At 74.8% G+C, this 26,061-nt stretch carries 30 protein-coding genes; 17 read left to right on the top strand and 13 right to left on the bottom strand.

The features are described 5' to 3' along the window. The first annotated feature begins 38 nt into the window (after window positions 1-38). Complete coding sequence (locus WCD41_RS22370; protein WP_337716567.1) at window positions 39-737, top strand: GAF and ANTAR domain-containing protein; 699 nt, start codon at window positions 39-41, stop codon at window positions 735-737. 33 nt (window positions 738-770) lie between these two features. Here WCD41_RS22370 and WCD41_RS22365 read toward each other — a convergent pair whose 3' ends face one another. Beyond that, window positions 771-2,351 carry a long-chain-fatty-acid--CoA ligase gene (locus WCD41_RS22365; protein ID WP_337716565.1) on the bottom strand — a complete coding sequence of 527 codons (1,581 nt, stop codon included), beginning with the start codon at window positions 2,349-2,351 and terminating at the stop codon, window positions 771-773. 151 nt (window positions 2,352-2,502) lie between these two features. Between WCD41_RS22365 and WCD41_RS22360 the strand changes: the two genes are divergently transcribed. After that, window positions 2,503-3,609, top strand: coding sequence for a hypothetical protein (locus WCD41_RS22360; protein WP_337716564.1), 1,107 nt, complete (start codon window positions 2,503-2,505; stop codon window positions 3,607-3,609). On the opposite strand, the gene WCD41_RS22355 is transcribed toward WCD41_RS22360, so the two are convergent. The 7 genes from WCD41_RS22355 to WCD41_RS22325 all read right to left on the bottom strand — a co-directional run bounded on the left by WCD41_RS22355 (window position 3,610) and on the right by WCD41_RS22325 (window position 10,364). Then, window positions 3,610-4,062, bottom strand: a complete 453-nt coding sequence (locus WCD41_RS22355; RefSeq protein ID WP_337716562.1) for a hypothetical protein — start codon at window positions 4,060-4,062, stop codon at window positions 3,610-3,612. It lies immediately after the preceding gene. Continuing rightward, complete coding sequence (locus WCD41_RS22350; RefSeq protein ID WP_337716560.1) at window positions 4,059-4,790, bottom strand: COG1361 family protein; 732 nt, start codon at window positions 4,788-4,790, stop codon at window positions 4,059-4,061. The genes WCD41_RS22355 and WCD41_RS22350 overlap by 4 nt, the downstream gene beginning before the upstream one ends. Continuing rightward, complete coding sequence (locus WCD41_RS22345; protein WP_337716557.1) at window positions 4,787-5,209, bottom strand: hypothetical protein; 423 nt, start codon at window positions 5,207-5,209, stop codon at window positions 4,787-4,789. The genes WCD41_RS22350 and WCD41_RS22345 overlap by 4 nt, the downstream gene beginning before the upstream one ends. Then, window positions 5,206-6,507, bottom strand: a complete 1,302-nt coding sequence (locus WCD41_RS22340; RefSeq protein ID WP_337716555.1) for a hypothetical protein — start codon at window positions 6,505-6,507, stop codon at window positions 5,206-5,208. The genes WCD41_RS22345 and WCD41_RS22340 overlap by 4 nt, the downstream gene beginning before the upstream one ends. 40 nt (window positions 6,508-6,547) lie before the next feature. Next, window positions 6,548-8,029, bottom strand: a complete 1,482-nt coding sequence (locus tag WCD41_RS22335) for a S8 family serine peptidase (protein ID WP_337716553.1) — start codon at window positions 8,027-8,029, stop codon at window positions 6,548-6,550. A gap of 74 nt (window positions 8,030-8,103) precedes the next feature. Beyond that, window positions 8,104-9,912 carry a peroxidase family protein gene (locus WCD41_RS22330; RefSeq protein WP_337716551.1) on the bottom strand — a complete coding sequence of 603 codons (1,809 nt, stop codon included), beginning with the start codon at window positions 9,910-9,912 and terminating at the stop codon, window positions 8,104-8,106. Further along, a complete protein-coding gene (locus tag WCD41_RS22325; protein ID WP_337716549.1) occupies window positions 9,909-10,364 on the bottom strand; it encodes a hypothetical protein in 456 nt (151 codons plus the stop codon). The genes WCD41_RS22330 and WCD41_RS22325 overlap by 4 nt, the downstream gene beginning before the upstream one ends. Before the next feature lie 285 nt (window positions 10,365-10,649). Here WCD41_RS22325 and WCD41_RS22320 point away from each other — a divergent pair, with 285 nt between their 5' ends. The 11 genes from WCD41_RS22320 (at window position 10,650) to WCD41_RS22270 (ending at window position 19,634) form a co-directional block, all read left to right on the top strand. Then, complete coding sequence (locus tag WCD41_RS22320; RefSeq protein WP_337716547.1) at window positions 10,650-11,066, top strand: hypothetical protein; 417 nt, start codon at window positions 10,650-10,652, stop codon at window positions 11,064-11,066. After that, on the top strand, window positions 11,063-12,325 hold the full coding sequence (locus tag WCD41_RS22315; RefSeq protein ID WP_337716544.1) for a hypothetical protein: 1,263 nt from the start codon (window positions 11,063-11,065) through the stop codon (window positions 12,323-12,325). Before WCD41_RS22320 ends, WCD41_RS22315 begins: the two co-directional genes overlap by 4 nt. After that, window positions 12,322-13,704 (top strand): Dyp-type peroxidase, encoded by a 1,383-nt coding sequence (locus tag WCD41_RS22310; RefSeq protein WP_337716542.1) that lies wholly within the window; start codon window positions 12,322-12,324, stop codon window positions 13,702-13,704. Before WCD41_RS22315 ends, WCD41_RS22310 begins: the two co-directional genes overlap by 4 nt. After that, a complete protein-coding gene (locus tag WCD41_RS22305) occupies window positions 13,701-14,960 on the top strand; it encodes a catalase family protein (protein WP_337716540.1) in 1,260 nt (419 codons plus the stop codon). The genes WCD41_RS22310 and WCD41_RS22305 overlap by 4 nt, the downstream gene beginning before the upstream one ends. After that, entirely contained in the window at window positions 14,960-16,498 is a 1,539-nt protein-coding gene (locus WCD41_RS22300) for a T6SS phospholipase effector Tle1-like catalytic domain-containing protein (RefSeq protein WP_337716538.1), read from the top strand. The genes WCD41_RS22305 and WCD41_RS22300 overlap by 1 nt, the downstream gene beginning before the upstream one ends. 46 nt (window positions 16,499-16,544) lie before the next feature. Then, window positions 16,545-16,829 carry a hypothetical protein gene (locus tag WCD41_RS22295; RefSeq protein ID WP_337716536.1) on the top strand — a complete coding sequence of 95 codons (285 nt, stop codon included), beginning with the start codon at window positions 16,545-16,547 and terminating at the stop codon, window positions 16,827-16,829. Then, a complete protein-coding gene (locus tag WCD41_RS22290; protein ID WP_337716533.1) occupies window positions 16,822-17,100 on the top strand; it encodes an SH3-like domain-containing protein in 279 nt (92 codons plus the stop codon). The genes WCD41_RS22295 and WCD41_RS22290 overlap by 8 nt, the downstream gene beginning before the upstream one ends. Beyond that, on the top strand, window positions 17,100-17,690 hold the full coding sequence (locus tag WCD41_RS22285; RefSeq protein ID WP_337716531.1) for a nitrile hydratase subunit alpha: 591 nt from the start codon (window positions 17,100-17,102) through the stop codon (window positions 17,688-17,690). The genes WCD41_RS22290 and WCD41_RS22285 overlap by 1 nt, the downstream gene beginning before the upstream one ends. 179 nt (window positions 17,691-17,869) lie before the next feature. Further along, the gene (locus WCD41_RS22280) at window positions 17,870-18,073 is read left to right on the top strand and encodes a cold-shock protein (RefSeq protein ID WP_337716528.1); all 204 of its coding nucleotides are present in this window, start codon (window positions 17,870-17,872) and stop codon (window positions 18,071-18,073) included. Between the two features lie 81 nt (window positions 18,074-18,154). Then, window positions 18,155-19,348 carry an MFS transporter gene (locus WCD41_RS22275; RefSeq protein WP_337716526.1) on the top strand — a complete coding sequence of 398 codons (1,194 nt, stop codon included), beginning with the start codon at window positions 18,155-18,157 and terminating at the stop codon, window positions 19,346-19,348. 82 nt (window positions 19,349-19,430) lie between these two features. Then, the gene (locus WCD41_RS22270) at window positions 19,431-19,634 is read left to right on the top strand and encodes a DUF4236 domain-containing protein (RefSeq protein ID WP_337716523.1); all 204 of its coding nucleotides are present in this window, start codon (window positions 19,431-19,433) and stop codon (window positions 19,632-19,634) included. Between the two features lie 10 nt (window positions 19,635-19,644). Here WCD41_RS22270 and WCD41_RS22265 read toward each other — a convergent pair whose 3' ends face one another. Both WCD41_RS22265 and WCD41_RS22260 read right to left on the bottom strand, forming a co-directional pair. Next, entirely contained in the window at window positions 19,645-19,962 is a 318-nt protein-coding gene (locus WCD41_RS22265; RefSeq protein ID WP_337716522.1) for a cupin domain-containing protein, read from the bottom strand. Then, entirely contained in the window at window positions 19,959-20,690 is a 732-nt protein-coding gene (locus WCD41_RS22260; protein WP_337716520.1) for an ABC transporter substrate-binding protein, read from the bottom strand. The genes WCD41_RS22265 and WCD41_RS22260 overlap by 4 nt, the downstream gene beginning before the upstream one ends. Window positions 20,691-20,854: 164 nt before the next feature. On the opposite strand from WCD41_RS22260, the gene WCD41_RS22255 reads away from it, so the two are divergent. Further along, entirely contained in the window at window positions 20,855-21,523 is a 669-nt protein-coding gene (locus tag WCD41_RS22255; protein ID WP_337716517.1) for a TIGR03086 family metal-binding protein, read from the top strand. Then, the gene (locus tag WCD41_RS22250; protein WP_337716515.1) at window positions 21,520-22,332 is read left to right on the top strand and encodes an enoyl-CoA hydratase/isomerase family protein; all 813 of its coding nucleotides are present in this window, start codon (window positions 21,520-21,522) and stop codon (window positions 22,330-22,332) included. The genes WCD41_RS22255 and WCD41_RS22250 overlap by 4 nt, the downstream gene beginning before the upstream one ends. 7 nt (window positions 22,333-22,339) lie before the next feature. Here WCD41_RS22250 and WCD41_RS22245 read toward each other — a convergent pair whose 3' ends face one another. Next, window positions 22,340-22,681: an MmcQ/YjbR family DNA-binding protein gene (locus WCD41_RS22245; protein WP_337716514.1), complete on the bottom strand. Its 342-nt coding sequence runs from the start codon at window positions 22,679-22,681 to the stop codon at window positions 22,340-22,342. Between the two features lie 44 nt (window positions 22,682-22,725). Between WCD41_RS22245 and WCD41_RS22240 the strand changes: the two genes are divergently transcribed. After that, a complete protein-coding gene (locus tag WCD41_RS22240; protein WP_337716512.1) occupies window positions 22,726-23,403 on the top strand; it encodes a polysaccharide deacetylase family protein in 678 nt (225 codons plus the stop codon). Window positions 23,404-23,407: 4 nt separating this feature from the next. After that, a complete protein-coding gene (locus tag WCD41_RS22235) occupies window positions 23,408-24,322 on the top strand; it encodes an FAD-dependent oxidoreductase (RefSeq protein ID WP_337716509.1) in 915 nt (304 codons plus the stop codon). 19 nt (window positions 24,323-24,341) lie between these two features. Here WCD41_RS22235 and WCD41_RS22230 read toward each other — a convergent pair whose 3' ends face one another. Both WCD41_RS22230 and WCD41_RS22225 read right to left on the bottom strand, forming a co-directional pair. Then, window positions 24,342-24,791: a DUF5709 domain-containing protein gene (locus WCD41_RS22230; RefSeq protein ID WP_337716507.1), complete on the bottom strand. Its 450-nt coding sequence runs from the start codon at window positions 24,789-24,791 to the stop codon at window positions 24,342-24,344. Between the two features lie 38 nt (window positions 24,792-24,829). Further along, window positions 24,830-26,050 carry an AI-2E family transporter gene (locus WCD41_RS22225; RefSeq protein ID WP_337716504.1) on the bottom strand — a complete coding sequence of 407 codons (1,221 nt, stop codon included), beginning with the start codon at window positions 26,048-26,050 and terminating at the stop codon, window positions 24,830-24,832. Window positions 26,051-26,061: the final 11 nt, after the last annotated feature.

Here is a 26,061-nt window from a genome sequence, read left to right as displayed (position 1 = left end):
GGGCGTAGGGGCGTGCGTTCCGTGGGTACGTCCCGTCCGTGTTCACCGAGCAGGACGGACGACTGCGCGACTTCCTGGCCACCGGACGACGTTTCGTCGCCGCGACGAGCGTCGAGGAGACGCTCCAGCTGATCCTCACGTCGGCCGTCGACACCTCACCGGCCACCGACCTCGCCGGTGTGCTCCTGCTCGAGGGGCGCAACACGATCACGTCCCCGGCCACCACGGACGAGGTGGTCAACGAGCTGGACCGGGTGCAGGCGCAGTACACCGAGGGCCCGTGCGTCGAGTCGATCTTCGACCACGAGATCGTGGTCGTGGAGGACTTCTCCGACGAGCTCGAGCGCTGGCCGCACTTCGCCCGCAGCGCCCTCGACCACGACGTCCACAGCTCGCTGTCCTTCCAGCTCTACAGCGAGGGCAAGCAGGCCGGGTCGCTCAACCTGTTCAGCCACCGCAAGCGGGCCTTCGGCGAGGACGACCGCATCCTCGGCGCGCTGTTCGCGAACCAGGCGGGCCTCGCGCTCCGCGGCGCGCAGCGCGTCGCCCACCTCGACCAGGCGGTGGCGTCGCGCGGGGTGATCGGGATGGCCAAGGGCATCCTCATGGAGCGCTTCGGCATCGGCGACGACGAGGCCTTCCAGCGCCTGGTGCGCAGTTCGCAGGACACCAACCTCAAGCTGGTGGACGTGGCGCAGTGGCTGGTCGACGAGACGACCCCGCAACGCCGGACCTGACGAGCCGCGGGACGACGACCCCCGGACGACTCCTCAGGCCACGACCTCGGAGGCGAGGGAGCCCTCGAGGTCCCGGTCGCGCAGCACCGTCTTCTGCACCTTGCCCGTCGCGTTGCGGGGGAGCACGTCGACGAGCGCGATGCGGCGCGGCCGCTTGTAGCGGGCGAGGTGCTCGCGGCAGTGGTCGTCGATCGACGCCGCGGTGGGCGGGTCGTCCGGGTCCTTCGGCACGATCACGGCCAGCGGGGTCTCGCCCCAGGTCGGGTCGGCGACGCCGATGAGGGCGACGTCGGCGACCTGCGGGTGGCCGGCCAGCACGTTCTCGACCTCGGCGCAGTAGATGTTCTCGCCGCCGGAGATGATCATGTCCTTCTTGCGGTCGACCACGTAGTAGTAGCCGTCCGGGTCCTGGCGGACCAGGTCGCCGGAGTGGAACCACCCCCCGCGGAACGCCTCGGCGGTCTGCTCGGGCTTGTTCCAGTAGCCGGACATGACGAGCGGGCCGCGGTAGACGATCTCGCCGACCTCGCCCGAAGCGACGTCGCGCATGTCGTCGTCGACCACCCGGACCTCGACGTTGATCATCGGCGTGCCCACCGACCCGATCTTGCGGACGGCGTCCTCGCCGCGCAGGGTCGTCGTCACCGGGCTGCACTCGGTCTGGCCGAACGACGTGACGATCTCCGCGTCGGGGAACGTCTCGATCATCGTGCGGAGCAGGGCGTCCGACGCGGGGGCGGCGCCCCACGACGCCTTGCGCAGGGCCGAGAGGTCGCGCTCCCGGGCGCCCACCCGCGCGCAGAGCGCGGCCCACTGCGCGGGGACGAAGAAGCACGCGGAGACCCGCTCGCGCTCGAGGGTCGCGAGCATCGCGTCGGGGTCGAAGCCCGTGGACGGCGGGATCACCGTCGTGCCGCCCGCGAAGAGGGACGGCAGGAAGCCGGCGACGCCCGCGATGTGGAACAGCGGGGTGCCCGAGAGCCAGACGCCCGGGCCGCCGGGTCCGCCGAGGTGCATGGTCGACGAGAACGCGTGCAGGTACAGGTTGCGATGGGTGAGCATCGCGCCCTTCGGCGCCCCGGTGGTGCCGGAGGTGTACATGATGAACGCGGTGGCGTCGTCGGGGACCGCGAGCTCGCGGTAGGTGGGGTCGGCGGCGGCGAGGACCTGCTCGAGGTCACCGCCGATCGTGATCGTCCGCCGCACGCCGGGCGCGTCGGGGAGGGCGTCGCGGAGCAGGTCCGACGTCGCGGTGTCGGCGATCGCGACGACCGCGCCGGAGTCGTCCAGCGCGTACGCGACCTCCTTCGCGACCAGCCGGAAGTTGACCGGCACGCAGATCGCCCCGGCGCGCAGGACGGCGAGGTAGGACTCGAGGAGGTCGGCCGCGTTGAGCCCGAGCACCGCGACGCGGTCGCCGGGCTCGACGCCCTCGGCGGCCAGGACGTTGGCCAGCCGCGTGATGCGGTCGCCGGACCGTGCGTAGGTCCGCCGCTCGCCGCCGCCGTCGACGAGGAACTCCGCGTCCGGCGTGACCCGCGCCCAGCGGGCCTGGATGTCGCTCAGGGTCATGCCCCGGCCGGTGATCACTCCGGTCGTCGCACCAGTCGTCATCGGCCCGCCCGTCCTCGCCGGTGTGTCCGCCCCAGAGGTAGGGCCGCGGGCCCGACGGTGTCAAGAGCGTCCCGCCGTCCCCGGTTTCCGGGAATGGCGGGAATCGTCGCAGCATCGTTGCCGGGGCCGCGCCCGGGAAGGAGGACGATGAATGGGAGGAATGGTCCTCCCGGAGGGGGTCGGGATGTCGCAGGACCAGTATTCCGGTGCCGCGCCGAAACCGCGGGTCGGTCGCGCCTGGGCCCAACAGGTCGAGGTGTCGGTGGCGGCGCTGCGCGCGCAGATGTGCGTCACGGTCGCCGAGAGGACGACGGCCGAGGGCATTCCGCGCGAGGTCGCCGTGGTCCGCGACAACGTCGAGCGGCTGCTGGTCCGGGCCGAGGAGGCGGCGCGGGGGCAGGACCCGAAGCGCGTGTGGCTCGTGAGCTGGTGGCGCGGCACGGACATCGAGGCGGCCTTCGGCCACCTGCACAAGGCGCAGGTCGAGGCGATCCGCCTGTACGACGAGGCCGACATCGCGGCCGAGATCCCGGCGGCCCTCGCCCGGGTCGAGATCGCCCTCGAGCGTGACGACCCGGTGCGGATCGCCGCGGGCCGTCTGGCGGAGGTGGACCACGCCGCGCCGGCCACGCCCGCCACACGCGCCCTGCTGCGGACGGTCGTCGCCGACGGCTTCGAGGCGGCGGACCGGCAGCTCACGCGCGTGCGCAACCTGCGCAACGTGCTGCTGATCGCCACCGTGCTGATCACGGTGCTCGACCTGCTGTTCGGCTGGATCGCGTTCGAGACCCCGGCCATCCTCCCGCTCTGCTTCGAGCCGAGCGCCTCGAGCACGGTGGCGGTCGAGGTCGCGTGTCCCACCGGCGACGGGTTCGGCCGCGTCCCCGACCGGCTCGACATGGTCGTCGTCGCGCTGCTCGGGCTGCTCGGCGGCTCGCTCGCCGCGGCGGTGTCCATCCGCAACATGCGCGCCACGGCCACGCCGTACGACATCCCCGTGTGCCTCGCGCTGCTCAAGGTGCCGACCGGGGCGCTGACAGCCGTCGGGGCGCTCATCGCCATTCGCGGACAGTTCATCCCGGGTCTGAGTGCACTGGACAGCCAGGAACAGATTCTCGCCTACGCATTGGTGTTCGGATACGCGCAGCAGCTCCTCACCGGACTCATCGACCGGCGGGCGCGGACCATCCTCGACAATCTCGCCGGCCCCAAGGATCCCGAACAGGCGCACCCGGTGCACGGGGTGCCCGGCCGGTGATCACGGTGGGGACGCCGAGAAATGGTCGCTCCATTCGTGGACGAGCACGGGGGCGTCGACGATCGTCGCGCCGGTCCGCCGGGGCAGGCCCTTCGCGGCCCGCACCACCCACCGCAGCTGGTGCTCGTGCGCGCCGCGCACGCGGATCAGCGCGTCGAGGGGGTCCCGCACACCGTCGGCGTCGGTGAGCGCGACGAGGATCGACCGGGCGCTGTGCGGGGCGAGCTGCAGCGCGGCGACCTCGGGCAGGGCGCGCGGCGAGTCCGACTCGACGGTGAGCGTGCGCGACCACGCCGAGGCGTTGCGGACGTCGAGGTGGAGCGTGGCGTCCGGCCCGTGGGCGGTGTGGAGCTCGCCCAGCCACCGCGGCACCCAGATCGGGGTCGACGCGGCCCCGCGGCACCCGGGGTGGGTGCAGCGCACGCCGGCGAGGAGGTGGTGCAGCACGCTCATGTCGGTGCCCTTCCCGTCGAGGCCCGTGTCGAGGTCCGCCCGACGTGGATCTCCACGCGGTAGGTGGTGCCGGCCAGCAGCCACGTGCCGGCGTAGGAGCGGCCGGGTTCCTGGTCCCCGGGGATGCGCAGGGTGCCGGCGAGGTCGCGGACCTCGCCGGGGGCGAGATCGCCGTGCCCCGCGATGTCGGAGACCACCACCAGGCCCCCGTGGCGCCGGGCGAGGGCGTCGGCGAGGACGGCGACGCGGTCGATGCCGTCGCGGGACGAGCGCAGTGCCGCCCCGATCGCGTCCTCCACGCCGCGGCGGGCCATGACGCCGAAGGCGCCGAAGCGCGGCAGGGGCGTGGCGACGTTGCCCACGTTGGCGACGGTGAGCACCACCGGCACGTGCTCGCCCGGCGCCCCGCGGACCACCAGCGACGGCGGGGAGACGACCACCCGCGGCTCGGGGTGGACCTCGACCGCGATCTCGGCGGCGGTCGCACCGGCACCGCCGGCCGGGGTGAGCGTCGCGGGGTACGGCCCCGGGGCGGTGTCGGCGGGCAGGGAGGCGGTCAGCCACACCGCCCCCGGCCCGGCCGGGGCGACGGAGACCGGGACGCCCGGCGCGGCCCCCAGCGCCAGCTCGGCGGAGCCGGTCGGGGCGTCGTCGGCGGCCGCGAGCGCCCGCAGCGCCCCCGGCGGGCCGTGGAAGCGGATCGTGGCCGGCCCGTCCGGTGGGGTCACGGGGGCGGCCCGCCCGTGCCGGTCGCCAGCTCGGACGGCGTGGGCCGGTAGGGCTCGGTGACGACCTGGGCCTCGCCGCAGAGATGGATCGAGAACACGGTGATCCCGAACAGGCACAGGCTCACCGAGAAGTTCGCCGGGACGTGCGCGCGGACGTCGGGCAGGCGGGACACCGCGAGGTCGACCGCCACCGGCTCCAGCGCGACGCGGGCGTCCGCGGTGACGGGGTCGAGGGCGACGTGCGCGTCGGCGGCGACGGGGTCCAGCGCCACGTGGGCGTCGGCGGCGACCGGGTCGAGCGCGACGTGGGCGTCGGCCGACACCGGCGGGAGGGCCGTCACGCCGAGCCCGAACTGGGTCGGTATCCCCGCGATCGTCACCGGCCCGATCGGGCCCTGCAGCGGGATGTCGAAGCTCATGCCAGTCCCGCCGCCGACACGAGCAGCCAGGCGATCTCGTCGTGGCGGATGTCGCTGTGGGCCCCGGAGAACCACGACAGGTCGTGCCGGACGACGTCGCTGACCTCGACGTTGGTGAACCGCCCGGCCGGGAAGCCGTAGGGCGTGCGCGTCGGGACGACACGGGTCTCCGCCGCGGCGACCTGCTGGTAGCCGTCGTGGCCGACCGCGCCCCAGCGGTAGAGCGCCGAGGTCGAGGCCTGGTTGTCCTGCCGCGCCAGGACGCTCGCGTTGGGGTACCACCAGCCGACGGCACGGTCATTCGGGGTGTGGGTGCTGACGAGCGGGCCGTGCACCCGGTCGACGTGGCCCGCGAGCCGGCCCGCTCCCGCGGCGACCGGCGCCGTCGCGGAGAACGCGAAGTGGCTGAACGCGCCCTGGACCAGGGTCAGCGAGGCCACCGGCGAGGTCGCGGGCTCCAGGGCGGTGAGGGCGAAGGACACCAGCCGCGCCCCGAAGCTGTGCCCGGCGAGGTGCACCCGCAGGTCGGGGCGCGCCAGCCCGGCGACCAGCGGGCCGAGGCCGGAGGCGCCGACGACGCCGGCCCGGTCCTTCATCTCGTAGTAGCTCAGCGTCCGCAGCACCTCCTTGGCGCCGCGCCACAGGCCCGCGAAGGGGTTGGTGCCCTGGGCGTCGCCGACGTCCGGCCGGGCGAGACCGGCCATGGTCTCGAACGCCTCCCGCGGCGTGGCGTCCAGCAGCGCGAGCTCGCCGGTGTCCTCGTCCTTGCCCGCGTCGGGCCGCGCCACGAGCGAGACGACGAGGTCGTGACAGCGCCGGAGCTCCGCCCCGTCCTCCGGCGCCCGGTCGAGCAGGGCCCCGATCTCGGCGAGGGTGTCCTCCCGCCCGGGGAAGGCGGGCGCGAGGGCCTCGGCGATCGCGGCGCCGGACGCGGCGGGCCCCGGCGGGACGGGGGTGGGGGCGGCGCCGGACGCCTGGGCGCCGCCGCCGGCCCCCGCGGACCCTGCCATCACCGGGCCCGTCGCGGCCGGCACGTCGTCGGGCAGCAGCAGCGACGGCCACAGGACCCCGACGAACCCGACGGACCGGTCGGGGGCGATGAGCGGGGCCATGCGCCCGAACAGGTCGGCGTAGAGACCCAGGGCGCCCTCCCGGGAGTTGTTCCACCCGTGGCAGAGCACCACGAGGTCCCGCACCTGCCCGCGCTGCGGGCTCTGCGCGAGCCCGTCGTCGCCGAGCGGCCGCCCGTCCTGGTCGAAGTCGACGACCCAGAAGGGGCGCCCCGCGATGGGTTGCATGCCGTCTCCTCGTTCCCGTCCCGTCCGGCCGGCGACCGGGTCACACCCGCGCCAGCACCGCCATGAGGTCGACCAGCCCGTGGCCCTCGAAGAACCGCTCCCGCTGCAGCGACATCGCGCTCTCCAGCAGGTGCTCCTTGACGTCCTCGGCCCGGCCCTGGAACTCCGGGCGGACCGAGAGGAACGCCGCGACGGCCCCCGAGACGTGCGCGGCGGCCATCGACGTCCCGCTGTCCTCCGCGTAGCAGGCCGCGGTGGGGTCGGCGGCCTGCAGGACGGGGTTGCGCTCGCGCAGGCGCCCGGCCGCCGCCGACGTGATGCGTTCACCCGGCGCGAGGAGGTCAGGCTTCAGCCGCCCGTCGAGGGTGGGGCCCTTCGACGAGGAGTAGGTGACGCCGAACGTGTGCGGGCGGTCGCGGTGGGTCGACCCGACGGTGATGGCGCGCTCGGCGTTGCCGGGATCGGTGATCGTCGACAGGACGCCGCGGACGTCGCCGCCCTCGCCCGGCCCGAGGCCCGTGCCGTAGCCGCCGTTGCCCGCGCTCACCACGACGACGACCCCGCTCGCGACGAGCAGGTCGATCTCGCGGCACAGCGGGCTCCGTCCGGCCGCGTAGTCGCGGTAGAACCACGGGCAGCCCAGGCTGAGGTTCACCCCGTGGATCCGCATGTCCTGCCCGTAGGCGTTGACGTCCTGGACGTGGCGCAGCGCGGCGATCACCGCGCTCGACGTGGTGGTGGGCTCACCGTCGGTCGCGTCGAGGACGCGCAGGCTGACCAGGTGGGCGGCCGGGGCGACGCCCCGCAGCTCGGCGCCCCGCTCGAGGCGGCGCTCCTCCCAGGACGGCAGGTCGTCGTCCTGGTCGTCGGTCGAGGGCATGCTGGCGATCAGCGCGGTCCGGTCCGCGGCCAGGCGCCCGGCGATGATGCCCCCGACGTGCGTGCCGTGGCCGTCGGGGTCGACGAGGGCGGCCTTGGGGTCGGTGTGCGCGGGGGGCTGCTCGCCGCGGACGAGCCAGGTGAAGTCGGCGTGGAGCTCGGCGACGTCCGGGTGGCTCAGGGCGCCGCCGTCGGGATCCCCGCCCTCGAAGTGCGGGTGTCCGACGTCCACCCCGGAGTCGATCACCGCCCACACCACGCCACGGCCGTCCGCGCCGTAGGTCCGCTCGGCGGCGTCGGCCTTCACCGTCCGGCAGGACCGGTCGATCTGGCGGCGGAGCACGTAGTCGGGCCAGATCCGGTGCACCACGCGCCGGGCACCCGGCTCGCGGTCGGCCCCCACGAGGGCCTGGATGTCGTCGCGCGTGAGCTGGCACCGCACGTAGGTCGGCGAGACGCGCACCGGCGGCGGGCGCCGGGTGACGACCCGGGCGAACAGCGCGAGGAAGCGGTCGTGGACCTGCTCCGGGGTCGCCGCGGCCCGCAGGTCGAGCTCGACCATCACGCCCTGCAGCTCGCGGCCGTGGTCCATCGTGGTCGGCACGACGGCCCGCACGAGGGCCGAGGGCACGGTGTCGTCCACGAGGAGCGGGCTGACCGGGGAGCGGGGGAGCGCCCTGCCGGACGGACTCCCGGATGCAGCGGCCACGGGGTCGCTCACCGCCCCGTCGCGGTGGTGCGCCAGGGCGCGAACGCGTTGCCGACGCCCGCCAGCGCCGGCCGCAGCTCGGGGTGGTGGCGCAGGACGACGCTCGCCATCGAGTTGTCGGCGATCCAGGCGAGCCCCTCCGGGGTGTAGACCTCCGGCGTGAAGTACTCGGTGAAGAACCGATCACTGTTGAGGCGGCGCGACGCCATGAGGATGAAGATGCGGAACGCGGTGTCGGAGAACGCGAACCCGCGCGGTTTCCGTTCGGCGAACATCCCCACGGTGAGATCGACCTTCTCGATGTCGCCGTCGTAGACCCGGCGAATCTCGCGCGCCCAGTCCGCGTTGTCGGTCAGCTCCTCGAATGTACTCGCGGGCCGCAGTCGCAGCAGTCGGCGGAAGGCGTTGTACCGGGGCACGCCGAGCTCGCGCGAACGCAGGATGTCGGTGGCCGCGAGATCCTGGTGGTGGCCGTCGGAGCGTTCGAACTCCTGGAGGGCGCGCGGGAAGTTGTGCATCTCGACCAGACCGGGCGGCAGGGTGCCGAAGGAGTACAGGAGATCGCTCATGGAAACGTCGGCGAGCACCTTGAGCGCCTTCGGTCCCGCGAGGTCGCCGAACGCGTACTCGCGCACCGGGGAGTCGTCGGCGGCGGAGCGGACGTCCCAGTCGTCACGGATCAACGGGTGCATCCGGTACACCGCGACGAACTCCTCGGTGAGCGCGAACGGCACACCGTAGTGGTCGCGCCGCGACCCGGGGATGCCGCTGATCGCCTCGCTCTCGCTGATCCGGCCGAGCAGCCGGTGCAGCCGCTCGCCCGCGAGCCCGAACCAGTTCGCCCGCAGGGCGGTGACCGTCGTGGGGTGGCTGATCACGGCCGGGGTCCACTCGACGGTGTGGAGCTTCGCGATCAGCGCCGCGACGACGAGCCGGGCGCGCTGGAACAGGGCCTCGTCGTCCCACGTCGGGTAGGAGGCGGCGAGCCGGGAGCACACCGCGTTGTGCTCTCGCGTGAACAGCGTGCGCAGCATCTCGGTGCCCACCCAGAACCCGGGCACGCGGCTCGGGTCGAGGTCGGCGTCCTCGGGCAGGGGGAGCCGCCCGTCGTCGAGCACCCGCAGCAGCCCGCCGTGGCCGGCCCGCACGAACGCCTGCTCGCGGGCGTCGACGCCGTAGATCTGCGAGCCGTCCCACCAGTGCGTGAGGACGTTGACCCGCGTCTGCGGGCCGGGCGAGCCCGCGGGCCGGGTCGGGTCGTCGGGCGTGCGCGGGATCTGCATCGGTCGCTCGGGCCACGGGTCGTCGGCGGCGAGCGGCACCGTCCAGGGGCGGTCGGCCGGGCTCGTGCCGTGGCTGAACCAGTCCCTGATCATGAACTGGAGCCAGGCCGCCACCAGCGAGTTCACCGACGTCGCCGGGACGAACGCGGTGCGAGTGAGCAGCGCCCTGCTCACCTCCCGGGGGTTGGGGTGCAGCACGTCCTCGGGGCTCTCGTCCCGGACGGCGTCGAGGGGGACGTTGCGGCCGAAGCGGGTGCCGGCCATGCCCATCGCCGGCTGGTCGAGGTCGTTGTGCGCGCCGTCGACGGTGCGCGCGACGCGCTGGTCCGCCGTGGCCGGCCCCGGGTCGGGCCCGCCGGCGGAGGGGAGCCCGGAGGTGTCGTGCAGGTTGTCCTGCCGCAGCGCGGTGCGCAGCCCGATGAGCACCGCGAGTCCGAGCGGGAGCGGCATCCGGTCCCACCCGACGGTGCGGTCGAGGTGTCCGGCGAGGGCGGTGTACGCCCGCCAGAACGGGGTCTGCCGGTAGGTGCTCACCACAAGCCTCCGAGCCGTCCGAGCCGTCCGAGGGATCCGCGGCCGCCCTCACCGATGCCGAGCAGGTCGTCCCTCGACGCGGGACGCAGCGCGACGAGGGCGAGGACGACGTTCGTCGCCGAGATGCCGGTCAGGAGCGCCCCGGTGCGGGGCGGGACGCGGTGCCCGAGCGCGAGGGCGGCCGCGGAGACCGTGTCGCTGCCGTGCACGACGAGCGCCCGGCGCAGGGCGCGCCGGCGGCCCTCGCCGCGCACCACCAGGAGCTCGATCGCGAGGAGCACGGTGCGGACGCCGAACATGCGGAACGCGTACGTGGCCGCGGTCGACCGCGGCTCCTGCGACGCCACCCGCGACGCGAGGAATTGCGGCGCGAGGAGACCCAGCGCGCCGTTCACGAAGCGCACGATCGCGAGTGCCCAGCGTGCACGACGCTGGACGTGAGATTCGTCCATACCCCCACCCGAATCCGTCCTGGTATTCGAGGGTTCGCCCCGGTGCGGAGCGGGGCAAGGCCTTTCTTCTCGCTTTCACGGCAACCACCCGATCAGCCGCATCAACCGCGAGCGACGGTTCCGTCACCGCAGGTGAATCGCTTTGCTTTCGATCTCGCCCCGTGCCAGCCTCGGCGTCGTCCCTGTCGGGCACCGATGCTCGCGTCCGTCGACGAAGCGAGGTCGATCGTGCATTCGATCACCGATACGGCATTGCTCCAGACCGATGGTCACACGTTCCAGGAGATGTTCCACGCCGCGAAGGCGGGAGACGTCCCGCTCGGGCGCACCGAGGGGCGTGCGCACCTTTTCCCCGGAACGCTCGAGAACGAGTCGTTGTCCCGGTTGATCCAGGTGTTCGCCTGGCGCGGGAAGACGTTCGACCTCGACGGCACGATGCTGAGCAACCGGGTCTCCGCGCTCGATCTCCCCGCGATCCGGGCCAAGGTCTACCGCGGGTCGAGCTGGCTGGACCGGGAGGACTGCATCGTCCTCGACTACTCGCGGACCTCGTTCGTGGCGAGCGCCGTGCGCGACGAGATCCGCGAGATCGCCCCGGGCCTGCACCTGGGCCTGATCTGGCTGTTCGGGCGCCGGGCGGGCTGGTTCACGCTGCGGGCGCTCGAGGGCACCCGCTCCGACGGCCCGGGGGGCACGGCGTGAGCCACCAGGTCGCCCTGACCGTGCACGGGCCGCTCGGCCCGGACGCCGATCCCGAGGGGTCCCTCGACGGGCCCCTCGACCGGGCCCTGGCCGCGCTCGCCGCCGCCACCCCGCCCGGCAAGGGCGACTTCGCCGCGCTGGGCGCGATCCACTTCGCGCGGGTGTTCGCCCTGCCCGGCGACGACGAGCTCGGCGTGCCGCGCTCGCTCGTCTACATGGCCGACGTGGACGCCCCGGTGGACGACCACCTGCGCCGGCTCGCCGCCCTCGAGGACGGCCCGCTCGCCGCCGTCCTGCGCTGCTGGGACGGCTACCCCGACACCGCGCACGCCCGCACCCGGTGGCTGCGTGAGCACCGGATCCCGGCGGCCGCCACGTACGTCCACCAGGTCGGCCGCGACCTCGATCGCGTCCTCGCCGAGGCCGAGCTGCGCCGCGAGATCGACGCGTTCCTCGACACCCACGACTGGGCCGACCACACCGACGTCGAGGTGCACCGCGCGGTCCGGGCGTTCGTCGACTCCCGGGACGACCTCGTGTGGGCGCTCGCACCACCCGCGCCGCCGGAGACGTCGTTCCGCCTCCGCGAGGCCGTGCACGCGGTCGCGCTGCCGGCGCTCGGGCTGCTCGGGCTGCCCGTCCTCGCGCCCGTCCTGCCGCTGTGGCTGGTGGCGATCCGCCTGCTGGAGACAAGGGAGGTCCCCGAGACCGCGCCGGCCGACCCGGCCGCGACGGCGCAGCTGCTCGCCCTCGAGGAACGCGCGGTGCAGAACCCCTTCACCGCGACCGGTCGGGTCAAGGCCGGGGTCGTCCGCCGCACGACGATCGCCGCGGTCCTGGCCGGGCTGGACTACGCGTGCCGGCACGTCTTCCACCGCGAGCACCTCGCCGGGGTGCGCTCGATCCACTTCGCGCGGTGGGTGCCGATCGACGGCGGCCGGCGGCTGATCTTCGCCAGCAGCTACGACGGCAGCCAGGAGAGCTACATGGACGACTTCATCGACCGGCTCGCCTGGGGGATCAACGCCGTGTTCGGCAACGGTGAGGGGTTCCCGTCCACGCGCTGGCTGCTGGGCGGCGGGGCGCGCGACGAGCAGGCCTTCAAGAACTACCTGCGCCGCCACCAGCTGCCCAGCGTCTGGTATTCGGCCTACCCCGCCGTCACCGCCCGCACCGTCGACGACGACACCCGCCTGCGCGACGGGCTGCGCCGCGACCTGGACACCGCGGGCGCGCAGGACTGGCTGGCGCGGGTATGAGGCGGGCCGAGGTCGTCGACCGCGAGGACGTGCAGGGCCTGGTCGCGCGCGGCTACGGCCGCCTGCCGCACGCGAGCTACTCCCTGTACGCGATCGAGCGCCCCGGCGAGGCGCGGGCGCTGCTCGCCCGGTGGGCGGACGTCGTCGGGACCGCGGGCCCGGCGGGGGAGGGGACGACGCTCAACGTGGCGCTGAGCGCCGCCGGCCTGCGCGCCCTCGGGATCGCCGAGAGCCGGATCGCCGGCTTCGCGGCGCCGTTCGTCGAGGGCATGGTCACCGAGCACCGCAGCAGGCTGCTCGGCGACACCGGGGAGAACGACCCGGCGACCTGGAGCTGGGGCGGGCCCCGGCACGACCCCGTCCACGTCCTGGTCCTGCTCTTCGCGCCCAGCCCGGCGGAGCTGGACGAGCGCACCGCCGCGCTCGACCGCGAGGCCTCGGCGCTGCGGCTGCTCGTGCGCCACGACACCGACGCCCTCTCGCCCCACGAGCCGTTCGGCTTCGCCGACGGCATCTCCCAGCCGCGTGTCGCCGGGCTCGGCCGCGACCCCGGCGGGCTGCCGGCCGGGGAGTTCGTCCTCGGGTACCGCAACGCCTACGGGCAGCGGACCTGGCGCCCGCTCGTCCCGCCCGCGGCCGACCCGCGGGGCCTGCTGCCCGCCGACCCCGACGGCTCGGGCGCCCGCGACCTGGGGCGCAACGGCACCTACCTCGTCGTGCGCCAGCTCGAGCAGGACGTCGACGGGTTCTGGGACTTCGTCCGGACCCGCACCGAGCGCGACGGGACGGCCGATCCCGACGCGGCCGAGCGGCTCGCGGCCCGCATGGTCGGGCGCTGGCGCAGCGGGGCCCCGCTCGTCCTGACCCCCGAGCGGGACGACCCCCGCCGTCGCACGGAGGACTTCGCCTACGGAGCCGACCTCGACGGCCTGCGCTGTCCCCGCGGCGCCCACGTCCGGCGGGTCAACCCCCGCGACGCCCTCGCGCCGGTCGGCACGACCCGCGAGATCGTCGACCGGCACCGCGTGCTGCGCCGGGGCCGGCCGTACACCGTCCCACCGGCGGACGGCGAGGCCGCGCGACGCGGCCTGCACTTCCTGTGCCTGGGCGCGAACATCGCGCGGCAGTACGAGTTCGTGCAGCACACCTGGATCAACGACCCGCACTTCGACGGTCTGCGCGACGACGCCGACCCGCTCGTCGCCCCGCGCGCCGAGCGGGGGCGCACCTTCACCGAGCAGGCCCGCCCGGTGCGCCGCCGCCACCGCGGGATGCCGGCCTTCGTGCGGGTGCGCGGCGGCGAGTACTTCTTCCTGCCGAGCCGGCGCGCCCTGCGGTGGCTGGGCAGCGGGGACGGCCCGGGAACGGGGGCGACGTGATGGCACCGGCCTCCGCGAGGGCGACGATCGACCCGCACGGCGCCCTGACCGCCGCCGTGCTGCGCCCGCTGAGCGACCTGTTCCTGTGGGCCTGGCAGCTGGAGCGCCGGACCGAGTTCCTCTACCGGCCGGCGTTCGACCGCTGGGCCCGCCCGGTGCTCTTCGAGCTGGCGCAGGCGGTGCAGAACCTGTCCCGCCGGGACGAGGGGCTCGCCCTGGTCGAGGAGCGGCTGCTCGAGGGCGAGGAGGAGCTGATCCAGGACATCATCGATCAGCTCGCCCTGTTCACCCGCGAGAACTGGCTGCCCGGGTCCGCGCAGCGTTTCGGCAACACGAAGACCTTCGGCGTGCTGCGGGGCGAGCTCGAGGTCCGCGACGACCTCCCCGCGGCCCTGCGCCACGGCGTCCTCGCCGAGCCGCGGACGTTCCCCGCCTGGGTGCGGTTCTCCGGGCCCGGCCCGTTCGCCCCGCCGGACATCGCCGACCTGGGCCAGTGCTCCGTGGGGATCAAGCTCATGGACGTGCCGGGCCCGAAGCTCATGGACGACGAGGCGCGCACCCAGGACCTGATCCTCGTCTCGCCGGCGAGCTTCGTGACCCCGGACATCCGCGAGAACGCGCTGATGCAGCACTGGGTGCGCGCGAAGGCGCCGCTGGGCTACGCCCTCGACCCGGCGAACCCGCACCTGCTGCACCTGTTCATGCAGCTGCTCTACTCGCCGATGCACGCCAACCCGCTCGAGGTGCGCTACTACAGCAACGTGCCGTTCCTGCTCGGCGCGGAGCAGGCGGTGCAGTACTCCCTGCGGCCCGTGCCGCCCCCGCGCTCGCGGATCCCGGCCGTGCCGGCGGAGAACTACCTGCGCGACGCGATGGTGCGCACGCTCGCCGCGGGCGAGTGGTCGTTCGACCTCATGGTGCAGGTGCAGACCGATCCGCACCGGATGCCGATCGAGGACAGCACCGTCAAGTGGCCCGAGCGGCTCTCGCCCTACGTGCCGGTGGCCCGGCTCCGGCTCCCGGCGCAGCGCTTCGACTCCGACGCGCAGCTGGCCTTCGCCGACGCCCTGCGCTTCAACCCCTGGCACAGCCGCCCGGAGCACCGGCCGCTGGGCAACTCGAACCGGGCGCGGTACCGGATGTACCTCGAGCTCGCGCGCCTGCGCCAGGCGATGAACGACGTGGCGCACGTCGAGCCGACGGGCGAGGAGCGCTTCGACGAGCGCGCCGGGCCCGCGCTCGCCCTGGCCGACTGATGCGCCGCCTCGTGGTGTGCTGCGACGGCACGTGGAGCACACCCGACCTGGCGTCGGTGACCAACGTGCGGCGCCTGCGCAACGCGCTCGCCGAGGTCGACGCCGACGGCCACCCCCAGCTCGCGTTCTACGCCTCCGGCGCCGGCACGACGGGCGGCGTCGTCGCCCGCCTGCGGGGCGGGGCGCTCGGCGACGACCTGGACGACAGGATCCTCGAGGCCTACCGGTGGCTGGCGACCACGTACCGACCCGGCGACGAGATCGCGCTCTTCGGGTTCAGCCGCGGCGCCTACACCGTGCGGTCGCTGGCGGGCATGGTCCGCTGGTGCGGCCTGCTCGACACCGCGGGGCTGGACGGGCCGGAGATCACGCGCCGGGTGGCGCGGCTCTACCGCGAGGGCTACCGGGGCCGCCGCGCCCACGGCCCGCCCCTGGAGGGGGCCCTCGCGCACCGCCCCGAGGAGCCCGACGTCCCGATCACCTTCGTCGGCGTGTGGGACACCGTCGGCGCGCTCGGCATCCCCGACCACCTCGGCTGGCTGGAGCACGGGGATCCCGGGCGGTACACGTTCCACGACGTGGGCCTCGACCCGCGCATCCCGCACGCCCGGCACGCCGTGGCCGTCGACGAGCGCCGCGGCCCCTTCGCGCCCACCCTCTGGTCCGACCCGGCCCCCGGGCAGGACACGGCGCAGGTCTGGTTCCCCGGCGGCCACCTGGACGTGGGCGGCGGGCACGAGGACCGCGGCCTCGCCGACGTCACCCTGCGGTGGATGCTCGACGAGGCCGAACGGGTCACGCCGCTGCGGTTCCGGACCGCCGCCCGCGCCCAGATCCACCCCGACCCGCTCGCGGTGGCGCACGACGACAACCGCCACCAGCTCGCGCCGCTGACCTCGCTCGTCTTCGACGACCTGGTCGCCCGGGCGACCGGCTTCGTCTGGCGACCCGAGCCGCGCGCGGTGCCGCTCGTCGACCCCGCGCGGCGCCGTCCCGACGTCGACGACGCCGTGTACACGCGTCAGGCCGAGGTGCCGATCACCAGCGGTCCCTACCGGCCGACCCGGGTGGTCGAGCGCGGCGCGCCGGTCGTCGTCGCGGTCGCGGCCGACGTCCCGTGGAACGACACGGGCCTCTACCTGCGACCGGGCGACCACGTGCTCGCCGCGGCCGGGCGGTGGACCGACGACACGTGGTCGTGCGGACCGGCGGGCGGGGATGTGGGGCCGGCCCCGGCGCAGCTGCCGGAGGCCGCGCTCGGGCTCGGCCTGCGCCTGGTCGCCACGGCCACCCGGGCACGCCCCCGTCCCGCCTGGGCGTTCCCGGGGCTGGTGCGGCGTCCGGAGCTGGCGCGGATGCGCCTCGTGGCCGTGATCGCGGACGGCGGGCCGGGCGGGCACCAGGTCGTCGACGTCGGTGCCGGGCCCGTCCGCGTCACCGTCCGGACGGGGGGCTACCTCTACGCCTGGGCGAACGACGCGTGGAGCTCCTACGACGACAACGACGGCGCGGTCGAGCTGTCCGTGCGGCGGGCCTGAGCCCGACGTCTGGTCCCGCGGCCCCCGCGGCGGTAGGAACAGCGGGGTGAGCCGGATCAACGACGTGGGCGGCATGGTCGGGTTCCCGCCGATCGTCGAGGAGCCCGACGAGCCCCGGTGGCACGCCGACTGGGAGGCGCACGTCGTCGCTCTCAACGGCGCGCTGCTGCGCCGGGGCGTCTACAACCTCGACGAGTTCCGGGACGCGATCGAGCGCATCCCGCCCGGCGAGTACCTCGCCGCCTCGTACTACGAGAAGTGGCTGCGGGCGATCACGGCGCTGCTGGCCGAGAAGGGCGTGGCGCGCCCGGAGGAGCTCACCGGTGACTGACCGCTTCGCGCCCGGCGACCGGGTCCGCACGCGCATCGCCGACCCGACCGGCCACACCCGCCTGCCCCGCTACGCCCGCGGCGCGTCCGGGGTGATCGTCTCGACGGCCGGGCACCACCCGCTCGCCGACGAGCGGGCCCGCGGTCTCGCGTCCGCGCCCCGCGCCGTGCACCACGTGCGGTTCGCCGCGCGCGACCTCTTCGGCGAGGGCGACCACGCGGTGGTCGTCGAGCTCTGGGAGGACTACCTCGAGCCCGACGGGAGCACCTGATGAGCGGGGACCACAGGAGTGCGCCGGCCGCCGCGCAGGTGCGGCACGTCGAGGCCCTGCTCGAGGCGCGGGGGCTGCTGGCGCCCGGGGAGATCGACGAGCGGATCGACGCCCTGGCCGCGGGCGGGACGCCGGCCCACGGGGCGGCGCTGGTCGCGCGGGCGTGGGTCGACCCGGCGTTCCGGGAGCGGCTGCTCGCCGACGGCAACGCGGCCATCGCCGAGCTCGGGTTCTCGATGGGCGGCGCGCTGCAGGAGCAGAAGCTCACCGTGGTCGCCAACGACGAGGACGAGCACCACGTGATCGTGTGCACGCTCTGCTCGTGCTACCCGATCGCGCTGCTCGGGCCGTCGCCGGGCTGGTACAAGAGCGAGGCCTACCGCTCGCGGGTGGTGCGCGAGCCGCGGGCGGTGCTCGCCGGGTTCGGCCTCGAGCTGCCCGCCTCGACGCGCATCACGGTGTGGGACGCGAGCGCCGAGTCGCGCTACATGGTGCTGCCCCTCCGCCCCGAGGGCACCGCCGACGTCACCGAGGACGAGCTCGCCGGGCTGGTCACGCGCAAGGGGCTGATCGGCACGGCCGCGGTCTGACCCGGGGTGCGTGCTACGGTCCGCGCCCGTTGCTGTCCTCTTTTCCTCGCTGTGCTCGTGCTCCGTGGATCAGTCGATGTCGACTCCGCCCGCACAGCGGACCCCGCTCGTCGCGCTCGTGGAGTCGGGCAACCCCACACGGACGGCACCGTCGTCCGGCCCGACACGAAAGAGGTCCCATGTCCGACGGCACCGTGAAGTGGTTCAACTCCGAGAAGGGGTTCGGCTTCATCGCCCCCGACGACGGCGGCAAGGACGTCTTCGTCCACTACTCCGCGATCGAGGGCGGCGGCTTCCGCTCCCTCGAGGAGAACCAGCGCGTCAGCTTCGAGTGGAGCCAGGGCCAGAAGGGCCCGCAGGCCGACTCGGTCCGCGCTCTCTGACCGTCTCCCCACCCTGAGGGCGCGCCCGGCCGGGCGCGCCCTCAAGGTGCCTCCCCCGCCCGTCGGTTAGCGTTGACAACGATGAGGGAGCAGACGGCGCTGAGGACCGGGGCGGGAGCCGTCGCGATCACCACCGCCACGGTGCTCCCGGTGTTCCTGCTCGGGGCGCTCTCGGTCCAGATCGGCGCGGACCTCGGGTTCGACCCCGCCGCGCTCGGGCTGGTCGTCTCGGCGTACTTCGGGGTGTCGGCGCTGGTCTCGCTCCCCGTCGGCAAGCTCGTCGAGAAGCTCGGCTCGCGCGTCACCAGTCGCATCGGGCTGGTCGGCGCCGCCGTCGCGATGCTGCTGACCGCCGTGCTCGGCCGGAGCTTCACCGCGGTCGTCGTGCTGGTGCTCGTCGGGGCGTGGACGAACGTCATGGGCCAGCTCGCCACCAACCTCACGCTCGCCCGCGCGATGCCGGCCGGGCGCCTCGGGCTCTCGTTCGGGGTCAAGCAGGCCTGCGTCCCGCTCGCGACGCTGCTCGCGGGCCTCGCCGTGCCGACCGTCGGGCTGACGATCGGCTGGCGCTGGGCCTACGTCATCGGCGCCGGCCTGGCCCTCGCCGCGCTCGTCGTGGCGCCCCGCGGCTCGGGCCGGGGCGAGCGCTCCGCCGACCGCACCGCGGAACGCGCGACCGCGGCGCTGGCCGTGATCGGGGTCGCGGCGGGCCTCGGCGCAGCGAGCTCGACCGGGCTGAGCATCTTCCTCGTCGCCTCGGCCGTCGACTCCGGCGTCGCACCGGGGCTCGCCGGCCTCGTCCTGACCATGGGCAGCGTCGTCGCCGTCGTCGTGCGGATGCTCCACGGCTGGCTCGCCGACCGGCGCAGCGGCGGCCACGTCGCGGTGGTCGCCGGCTGCCTGATCCTCGGCGCCGGCGGCGTGCTGCTGCTCGCCGTGCCGGGCTCGCTCGCGCTGGTCGTCGGCACCGTGATCGGCTTCGGGCTCGGCTGGTCCTGGCCCGGGCTGCTGCAGTTCGCCGTGGTGCGCCTCAACCCGGGCGCGCCCGCCGCGGCGACGGCGATCGTGCAGGTCGGGGTGTACGCGGGCGGGTGCCTCGGGCCGGTCGGGTTCGGCCTGCTCGCGACCGGGCTGTCCTTCGCGACGGCCTGGGTGGTCGCCGCGGTCGCGATGCTCGTCGCCGGGGGCGGGGTGCTCGTCGGGCGGCGGATGCTCCTCCGTCACCGCGCGGCAGCCGAGGGTCGGGCGCGCGCGGAGGTCCCCGCCTCGGCCTGAGCCCTGGCGTCCGTCTGATTCGTCCCGTTCGGGAACTCCTCACGTCGGGCATCCGTTGGCGGCACACGACGAAGGAGGCTCCATGGGATTCCGACTGCTGCCCCACGTCCACCCGCGCCACCACCTGCGGCGCACCTTCCGGCTCGGCCCGCTGCGCCTGCACGCCGGGCCCGACGGTGTCAGCTGGGGACTCGGCGCCGGGCGCTGGTCCTGGAACGCGAAGAGCCGGCGCCACACGGTCGACACCCCCGGGCCCGGCTACTGGCAGAGCAGGGGACGCCGCTGAGGCCGCGGGCTCACAGCTCGACGTAGACACGCCGCCACGGCTGGTCGTCGACGAGCTCCCACCGGTGGCCGCCGCCGGCGGTGTCCTCGGCGAGCAGGACGTCGCCGGGCGCGAGGAGGAACGTCGCGCCGTCGCGCGTGGTGAAGCGCAGCGTGCCGGTCAGCGTGATCACATACTGCCGGCACGGGGCGTCGTGCCAGGACAGCGCACTGCCCGGTGGCGACTCCTCGGCGTGGACGCGACGCGCGTCGGCGGCGGGCGGCAGACCGGTCTCCTCGCGGAACCGCGATGCGCCGTCCTCGGTCCAGAGGCGCACGAGGCGGCTCACCGGACCACCGAGGTCGTGCTGCCGGGCGCGTCCGTGCCGAGCCACTCGCGACCGAGGCGCTCGAGGGTCCCGTCGGCGCGGAGCTCGTCGAGGGCGCGGTCGACGTCCGCGGCCAGGTCCGCGTCGTCGCTGCGGACGGCGACGCCCAGCTCCTCGTGGGTGATGCCGGCCTGCACCACCGCGAGCGTCGGGCGGTCGCGGGTGAGGGCCCGCATCACGGGTTCGAGCTTCATGAACGCGTCGATCGTGCCCGCGGCGACGTCGTCGAGCGCGGTCAGGATGTCGCGGTAGGCGTAGCGGCGGACGCCGGCGATCCGCCCGTCGCGGGCGAGGGCGTCGGCCACCGGCTCGGAGGTGTTGCCCCGTTGCACGCCGAGCGTGAGCCCGCCGAGGTCGTCGACGCCGCGGACGTCCGGGCGGAGCTGCCGGTCGACCACCAGGCTCTGCCCCGAGCGCACGTAGGGCCGGCAGAAGCGGGCGAGCGTGCGGCGGTGGTCGGTGATGGTCGCCCCGGACGCGACGACGTCGTAGTCGCCGTGGTCGAGACCCGCGAAGATCCCGTCGAAGTCGTCGGCCTCGTAGCGCAGCTGGACGAACGTGCGCCCGAGGCGGGCGGCGACCTCGGACATCACCGCCGGGTCGAAGCCGACGGCGTCGCCGGCGCCCCCCACCAGCTCGAACGGCGGGTCGGGCAGCGCCGATCCGACCCGCAGCACGCCGTCCCCCATGACGGGCAGTGTGCTCGGGTGGGTCGGGCGGCGGAAGGCCGCCGGACGGGCTGCCCGACCGCGCCGACGTGCACCGCCGACGTCCACCGCCGAGGTGCACCGCCGACCTGGTCGCCCGCTGTGGGTGCTCGACGCCGGGCCCGCCGGGGAGCAGGGTGCCGTCCGTGAGCGACACCGACGACGCCCGCGCGCTGGTCCCCGGCGCCATGGACCGCGTCACCGCCCGCGTCCGTGCCGTGGGCGCCGGCATCTGGCGCGCCCCGACCCCGTGCACCGAGTGGGCCGTGCGCGACCTCGTCTCCCACCTGTGCTTCGAGCACCTGTGGGCGCCGCACGTGCTGGCGGGCACCACGATGGGCGAGGTCGGCGACCGGTACGACGGCGACCTGCTCCACGCCGACCCGCCGGGTGCCTGGGAGCGCGCCGTCGCCCGGTCACGGCCGACGTGGGCGGCCACCGGGACCCACGCCGCGCGCGTGCACACGATCTTCGGCTGGATCCGGGTCGAGGAGTACGCCGAGCAGATGCTGCTGGACCTGACCGTGCACGAGTGGGACCTCGCCCGCGGCGCCGGGCTCGACGAGGAGCTCGACCCCGTCGGCGTCGAGCGCGCGCTGACCTACATCCGTCGCGATCCGGTGATGCTCACCGGTCAGGGGCTGTGGCGTCCGCCCGTCGCGCCGAGCAGTGACGAACCCCGTGACGTGCTGCTCGCGCTGCTCGGACGGCAGGTCCAGATGACCCCCCTCGAGCCGCCCCCCACCCCGGTGCCGTGTGAGCGTCCCGGCCCGCCGGGCGCCCCGACGCCGCGTCGGGCAGGTTCGGAGTCATGACGACGCTCCCCGTGACGGTCGAGATCGCCGACGCCGACGCCGACGCCGCCCGCCTCGCCGTGGTGACCATCGACCACCCGCCCCTCAACCTCTACGACCAGGCGCTGCACGAGGCGCTGCGCGACGCCGTCGCCGAGCTGGAGCGCGCGCGCCCCCGGGCCGTGCTGGTGCGCGCCGAGGGCAAGCTCGTCAGCGGGGGCGTCGACGTCAAGCAGACCTTCCAGCCCCTCGCCGAGAGCGGGGACGCCGCGGGCGGCACGGCGTACTTCGCCGAGCTGGTCGAGCTCGGGCGCCGGATCCACCACCTGCCGTGCCCGACGGTGTTCGCCGCCCACGGACTGACGCTGACCTGGGCGTTCGAGGTGGCGCTCGCCTGCGACCTGATCGTCGCCACCCCGCGGGCGTCGTTCGGGCTGATCGAGGCCACGGTCGGGCTGACCCCGGCGATGGGCGGCACGCAGCGCCTCGCCGAGCGCGCCGGGATCGGACGGGCGCGCCTGTTGGTGATGACCGCCGGCCGCTTCGGCGCCGAGGAGCTGGAGCGCTGGGGCGTGGTCGACCGGCTCGTGCCCGAGGACGGGTTCGACGACGCGGCGCGGGCGCTCGCCGCGCAGCTCGCCGCCGGGCCGACCCGGGCCCACGCGGCGACGAAGGAGATCCTGCGTCACCTCACCGAGGGCGGGCTGGAGGCCGCGAACGCCGTCACCCCCGACGCCGCCGGCGCGCTGTTCGCCACCGAGGACCTCGCGGGCGCGATGCGCTCGTTCGTCGAGCAGGGGCACGGCAAGGCGACGTTCCGGGGCGAGTAGGAGCTGATCACCCCTGCTCGCGGCGCATCTGCCAGGCGTCGGTGAGCAGCTCGGTCAGGCGTGGCACGTCGACCTCGTCGAGGCGCAGCAGCACGAACGGCAACCCCTCGTAGCTCGGGGTGGAGAAGAACAGGTCCGGCTCGCCGCGGAGCAGCGCCTGCCGCTCGGCCTCGTCGCCCACGAACAGGACGGCGACGTCTGTGCGCAGCACGCGCCGGCCGCTGCTGCGGTCCGGGTACGACCAGACGAACCCGCGCCCACCCACGCGGAAGTCGAAGCCGGCGCAGTCGATCTCCTCGACGTCGTCGAGGCCGAGTGCGAGCCGGCGGACGTCGTGCACGTCGGCCACGGCGCGAAAGCTAGCAGCACGGACCGACACGGATGATGGGGATCGTGACCGTCCTCGTCGACGCCCTCGGCCCGGTGCTCCGCGGCCGCGTGCTGTTCGCCGTCCCCACCCGCGTCCCGCGGTTCGCCGTGACGCTCGACGACGGCCCCGATCCGGCGACGACGCCCGCCCTGCTCGACGTGCTCGCCCGGCACGGCGCCCGCGCCACCTTCTTCCTGCTCGGGGAGCGGGCGGCCGCGCACCCGGAACTGGTCGCCCGGATCGCCGCCGAGGGCCACGAGCTCGGCAACCACACCTGGCGCGACGAACCGACCCACCGCCTGCCCGCCGAGGAGTTCGCGGCGAAGCTCGCGGACACCCGGCGCACCCTCGAGGCACACGGTCCGGTGCGGTGGTTCCGGCCCGGCTCGGGGTGGCCGACCGCCCGGCACCTCGCGATCACCGAGGCGGCGGGCCTGCGCTGCGCCCTGGGGAGCGCGGTGGCCATCAGCGGGGCCGGCGCCGGGACCGCGGACAGTCCGGCGTGGCTCGACGCCGTGGTGCGGCGGGGCAGCGTGCTCGTGCTGCACGAGGGCCCGGGCCGCACCGGTGTGGCCGCGACGCTCGACGCGCTGCTCACCCGGACCGGGCGCCGCGGCCTCACGGCGGTGACGCTGTCCGCGCTCACCGGATCGCGGGCTCCGATTCCTCCAAGAGATCCCGACGCCGGCCCGGCACGATGACCGCATGAGCGACGTCCTCGTGGTCGGGGCCGGCGTGATCGGCCTGACCAGCGCGGTGCGCCTCGCGGAAGCGGGCCACCGCGTCCACGTGCTCACCGACCGTCCCGTGACGGCGACGACCTCCGTCGCGGCCGGCGCCATGCTCGGGATCAGCGGCACGGGGCCCGACGACCCGCTGACCCGGTGGACCGAGCGCTCGACGCCCGTGTTCACCGCGCTCGCCGACGATCCCGCCAGCGGCGTGCGGCGGCGACACGGCCGCGTGCACGTCGACGTCGCCGACGACCTCCCGCCGTGGGCACGCGTGCTCCCCGACTTCCGGCCGCTGGACGAGGCCGAGCGCGGCGGCTTCCGCACGGGGATGGCGGTGACGCTGCCCTTCGCGGACATGCCGACCTACCTCGCCCATCTCGCGCGCCGGGCCAAGGCGCTCGGCGTCACCCTCGAGCAGCGCCACGTCGACGTCCTCGAGCAGGACGGCGCCGTCGTGGTGGACGCCGCCGGCAGCGGGGCCCGCGAGCTCGCCGGGGATGACACGCTGACCCCGGTGCGCGGCGTGCACGTCGTGCTCGACGGGACGCCGGTCGAGGAGTTCCGCATGGAGATCGCCGCCGACCCGCGGTGGACCAACGTCTTCCCGCACGCGAGACGCACCGTGGTCGGCGGCGTGGCCCTGCCCGAGGACGACACGACGCCCGACGACGAGGTGGCCGCGGCGATCCTCGCCCGCGCCGTGGCCGCCGAGCCCCGCCTCGCGGACGCGCGCGTGCTGGGGTGCGAGGTCGGGTGGCGCCCGGTGCGCCCGACACCCCGGGTGGAGCGTGACGAGCGCGGCGTGGTGCACGCCTACGGCCACGGCGGCGTCGGCGTGACCGTCTCGTGGGGCGTCGCGGACGACGTGGTGGCGCTGGTCGGCTGACCGGCTCCGACGGCCCGGCTCAGCGGTCCTCGTCGATGAGGTGGACCGCGGCCTCCTCGGCGCTCGCGCCGGCGCCGTCGATGCCGGCGTCGTCGGCGAAGAAGTCCTCGCCGTCCTCGCGCAGCACGAGACGCCCGGAGCGCGCCTCGCCGACCTCGTCGTCCCAGAGCTCGCCGTCGGTGTCGCTCGCGTCGCCGAGGCCGTCGCCGTCGTCGTCACCGGACGTGCCGTCGGTGTCCTCGCGGCGCAGGCGCCCCGCCAGCGGCTGGCCGTCGCGCTCCTCCTCGGGCGTGACGCCCCAGGCGTCGACGCCCCAGGGCTGCTCGTTCGGCGAGACGCCCTCGTCGAGCTGGTCCTCGAGATCGGGGTCGTCGAGCGACTCGGCCTCGTCGAGCTGCTCGAAGACGGTGTCGTCGGCGCTGTCGGGGTCGTCGCCGCTGGTGACGTCGGGGGTGTCGGGCGTGGTCACGGGCCCAGTCTGCCCTGCTCGCGCGTCACGGGGCGGCGTCAGGTCGCCGGTGCCGCGTGGTTGGTCGGCGCGGTCACCGGGGGTTTGCCCTCGGTGCCCGCGGGGTCACCCTGGGCGTCCGTGCCGGCGTCGGCCGCGGCCTCGTCCTCGGCCTTCTCGCCCTTCTTGTTCTTCTTGTCCTCCTTGGGCGGGCTGTTCGCGCCGATGAGGGCGTCCACCCAGCGGGCGCTCGGGTCGCAGTCGACGAGCACCGCCTTGATCAGCAGGGTCGCGGGGATCGCGAGCAGCGCGCCGAGCGGGCCGAGCACCCAGGCCCAGAACAGCAGGGCGACGAACGTGATCGTCGTCGAGAGCCCGACGGCGTCGCCGGTGAAGTGCGGCTGGATCAACGACTGCACGATGGCGTTGAGGATGCAGTAGACGAGCACCACCGCGAGGGCCTGCTGCCACCCGCCGACGAGCAGGCCCACGAGCGCGGGCGGGACGACGCCGATGATGAACCCGATGTTCGGGATGAAGTTGGTGATGAACGACAGCAGGCCCCAGAGGACGACCAGCGGGATGCCCATGATCGCGAGGGCCACGGAGTCGAGGACCGCCACGATCAGCCCGAACACGGCGGTGACCACGAGGTAGCGCCGCGTGCCGTGGGCGAAGCTCTGCATGGCCTCGACCATGTGCGGGCGGTCGGCGCCGATCGCGTCGAGCCGCCGGCTCGCCCCGCTCGCCTCCGCGATGAGGAAGAGCAGCAGGGCGAGGATGAACACGAGGCTCGTGAGGGCCCCGCTCACGCCCGACAGCAGCCCCCCGACGGCGCCGGCGATCCTGCCGAGGTCGACCGACGACGCCGTCGCCTGGGCGTGCCCGGGGTCGAAGCCCACGCGGTGCAGCAGCTGGGTCAGGGAGTTCGTGAGGCCCTGGATGCGGTCGGAGTACTGCGGTACCAGCGCCACGAGCTGCCCGACCGAGGCCGCCAGCACCACGACGAGCCCGACGATCAGTCCGAAGATCACCACGACGAGGGCCAGCACCGTCAGCCAGCCCGGCACCCCGAGCCTGCGCAGCCACGTCTGCAGCGGGGCGACCGCGATGACGATCACCAGTGCGAGCAGGATCGGCGCGATCAGCCAGGCGCCGGCCTGGAGGCCGGCGATGACGATGACGACACACGCCGCCCCGAGCATCAGCATGAGGGCGCGCGGGACCCCGAACCGTCCGGTCTGCGGACCGGCGTCGGGCACCTCGGTCGGAGTCGACATGGTCGAGGACG

Source organism: Actinomycetospora aeridis, from assembly GCF_037400275.1.
Classification (GTDB): domain Bacteria; phylum Actinomycetota; class Actinomycetes; order Mycobacteriales; family Pseudonocardiaceae; genus Actinomycetospora; species Actinomycetospora aeridis.
The sequence above is the reverse complement of the archived record's forward strand: the minus strand, read 5'-3'. Positions and strand labels throughout refer to the sequence as shown.

What these genes read in the sequence shown, in the direction of transcription:
- WCD41_RS22310 (WP_337716542.1), top strand. Translation starts at nt 12,322, where the DNA reads ATGAGGCGGGCCGAGGTCGTCGACCGCGAGGACGTGCAGGGCCTGGTC.
- WCD41_RS22320 (WP_337716547.1), top strand. Translation starts at nt 10,650, where the DNA reads ATGTTCCACGCCGCGAAGGCGGGAGACGTCCCGCTCGGGCGCACCGAG.
- WCD41_RS22360 (WP_337716564.1), top strand. Translation starts at nt 2,503, where the DNA reads ATGGGAGGAATGGTCCTCCCGGAGGGGGTCGGGATGTCGCAGGACCAG.
- WCD41_RS22325 (WP_337716549.1), bottom strand. Translation starts at nt 10,364, where the DNA reads ATGGACGAATCTCACGTCCAGCGTCGTGCACGCTGGGCACTCGCGATC.
- WCD41_RS22340 (WP_337716555.1), bottom strand. Translation starts at nt 6,507, where the DNA reads ATGCAACCCATCGCGGGGCGCCCCTTCTGGGTCGTCGACTTCGACCAG.
- WCD41_RS22365 (WP_337716565.1), bottom strand. Translation starts at nt 2,351, where the DNA reads ATGACGACTGGTGCGACGACCGGAGTGATCACCGGCCGGGGCATGACC.
- WCD41_RS22225 (WP_337716504.1), bottom strand. Translation starts at nt 26,050, where the DNA reads ATGTCGACTCCGACCGAGGTGCCCGACGCCGGTCCGCAGACCGGACGG.
- WCD41_RS22260 (WP_337716520.1), bottom strand. Translation starts at nt 20,690, where the DNA reads ATGGGGGACGGCGTGCTGCGGGTCGGATCGGCGCTGCCCGACCCGCCG.
- WCD41_RS22270 (WP_337716523.1), top strand. Translation starts at nt 19,431, where the DNA reads ATGGGATTCCGACTGCTGCCCCACGTCCACCCGCGCCACCACCTGCGG.
- WCD41_RS22275 (WP_337716526.1), top strand. Translation starts at nt 18,155, where the DNA reads ATGAGGGAGCAGACGGCGCTGAGGACCGGGGCGGGAGCCGTCGCGATC.
- WCD41_RS22235 (WP_337716509.1), top strand. Translation starts at nt 23,408, where the DNA reads ATGAGCGACGTCCTCGTGGTCGGGGCCGGCGTGATCGGCCTGACCAGC.
- WCD41_RS22345 (WP_337716557.1), bottom strand. Translation starts at nt 5,209, where the DNA reads ATGAGCTTCGACATCCCGCTGCAGGGCCCGATCGGGCCGGTGACGATC.
- WCD41_RS22300 (WP_337716538.1), top strand. Translation starts at nt 14,960, where the DNA reads ATGCGCCGCCTCGTGGTGTGCTGCGACGGCACGTGGAGCACACCCGAC.
- WCD41_RS22355 (WP_337716562.1), bottom strand. Translation starts at nt 4,062, where the DNA reads ATGAGCGTGCTGCACCACCTCCTCGCCGGCGTGCGCTGCACCCACCCC.
- WCD41_RS22280 (WP_337716528.1), top strand. Translation starts at nt 17,870, where the DNA reads ATGTCCGACGGCACCGTGAAGTGGTTCAACTCCGAGAAGGGGTTCGGC.
- WCD41_RS22250 (WP_337716515.1), top strand. Translation starts at nt 21,520, where the DNA reads ATGACGACGCTCCCCGTGACGGTCGAGATCGCCGACGCCGACGCCGAC.
- WCD41_RS22285 (WP_337716531.1), top strand. Translation starts at nt 17,100, where the DNA reads ATGAGCGGGGACCACAGGAGTGCGCCGGCCGCCGCGCAGGTGCGGCAC.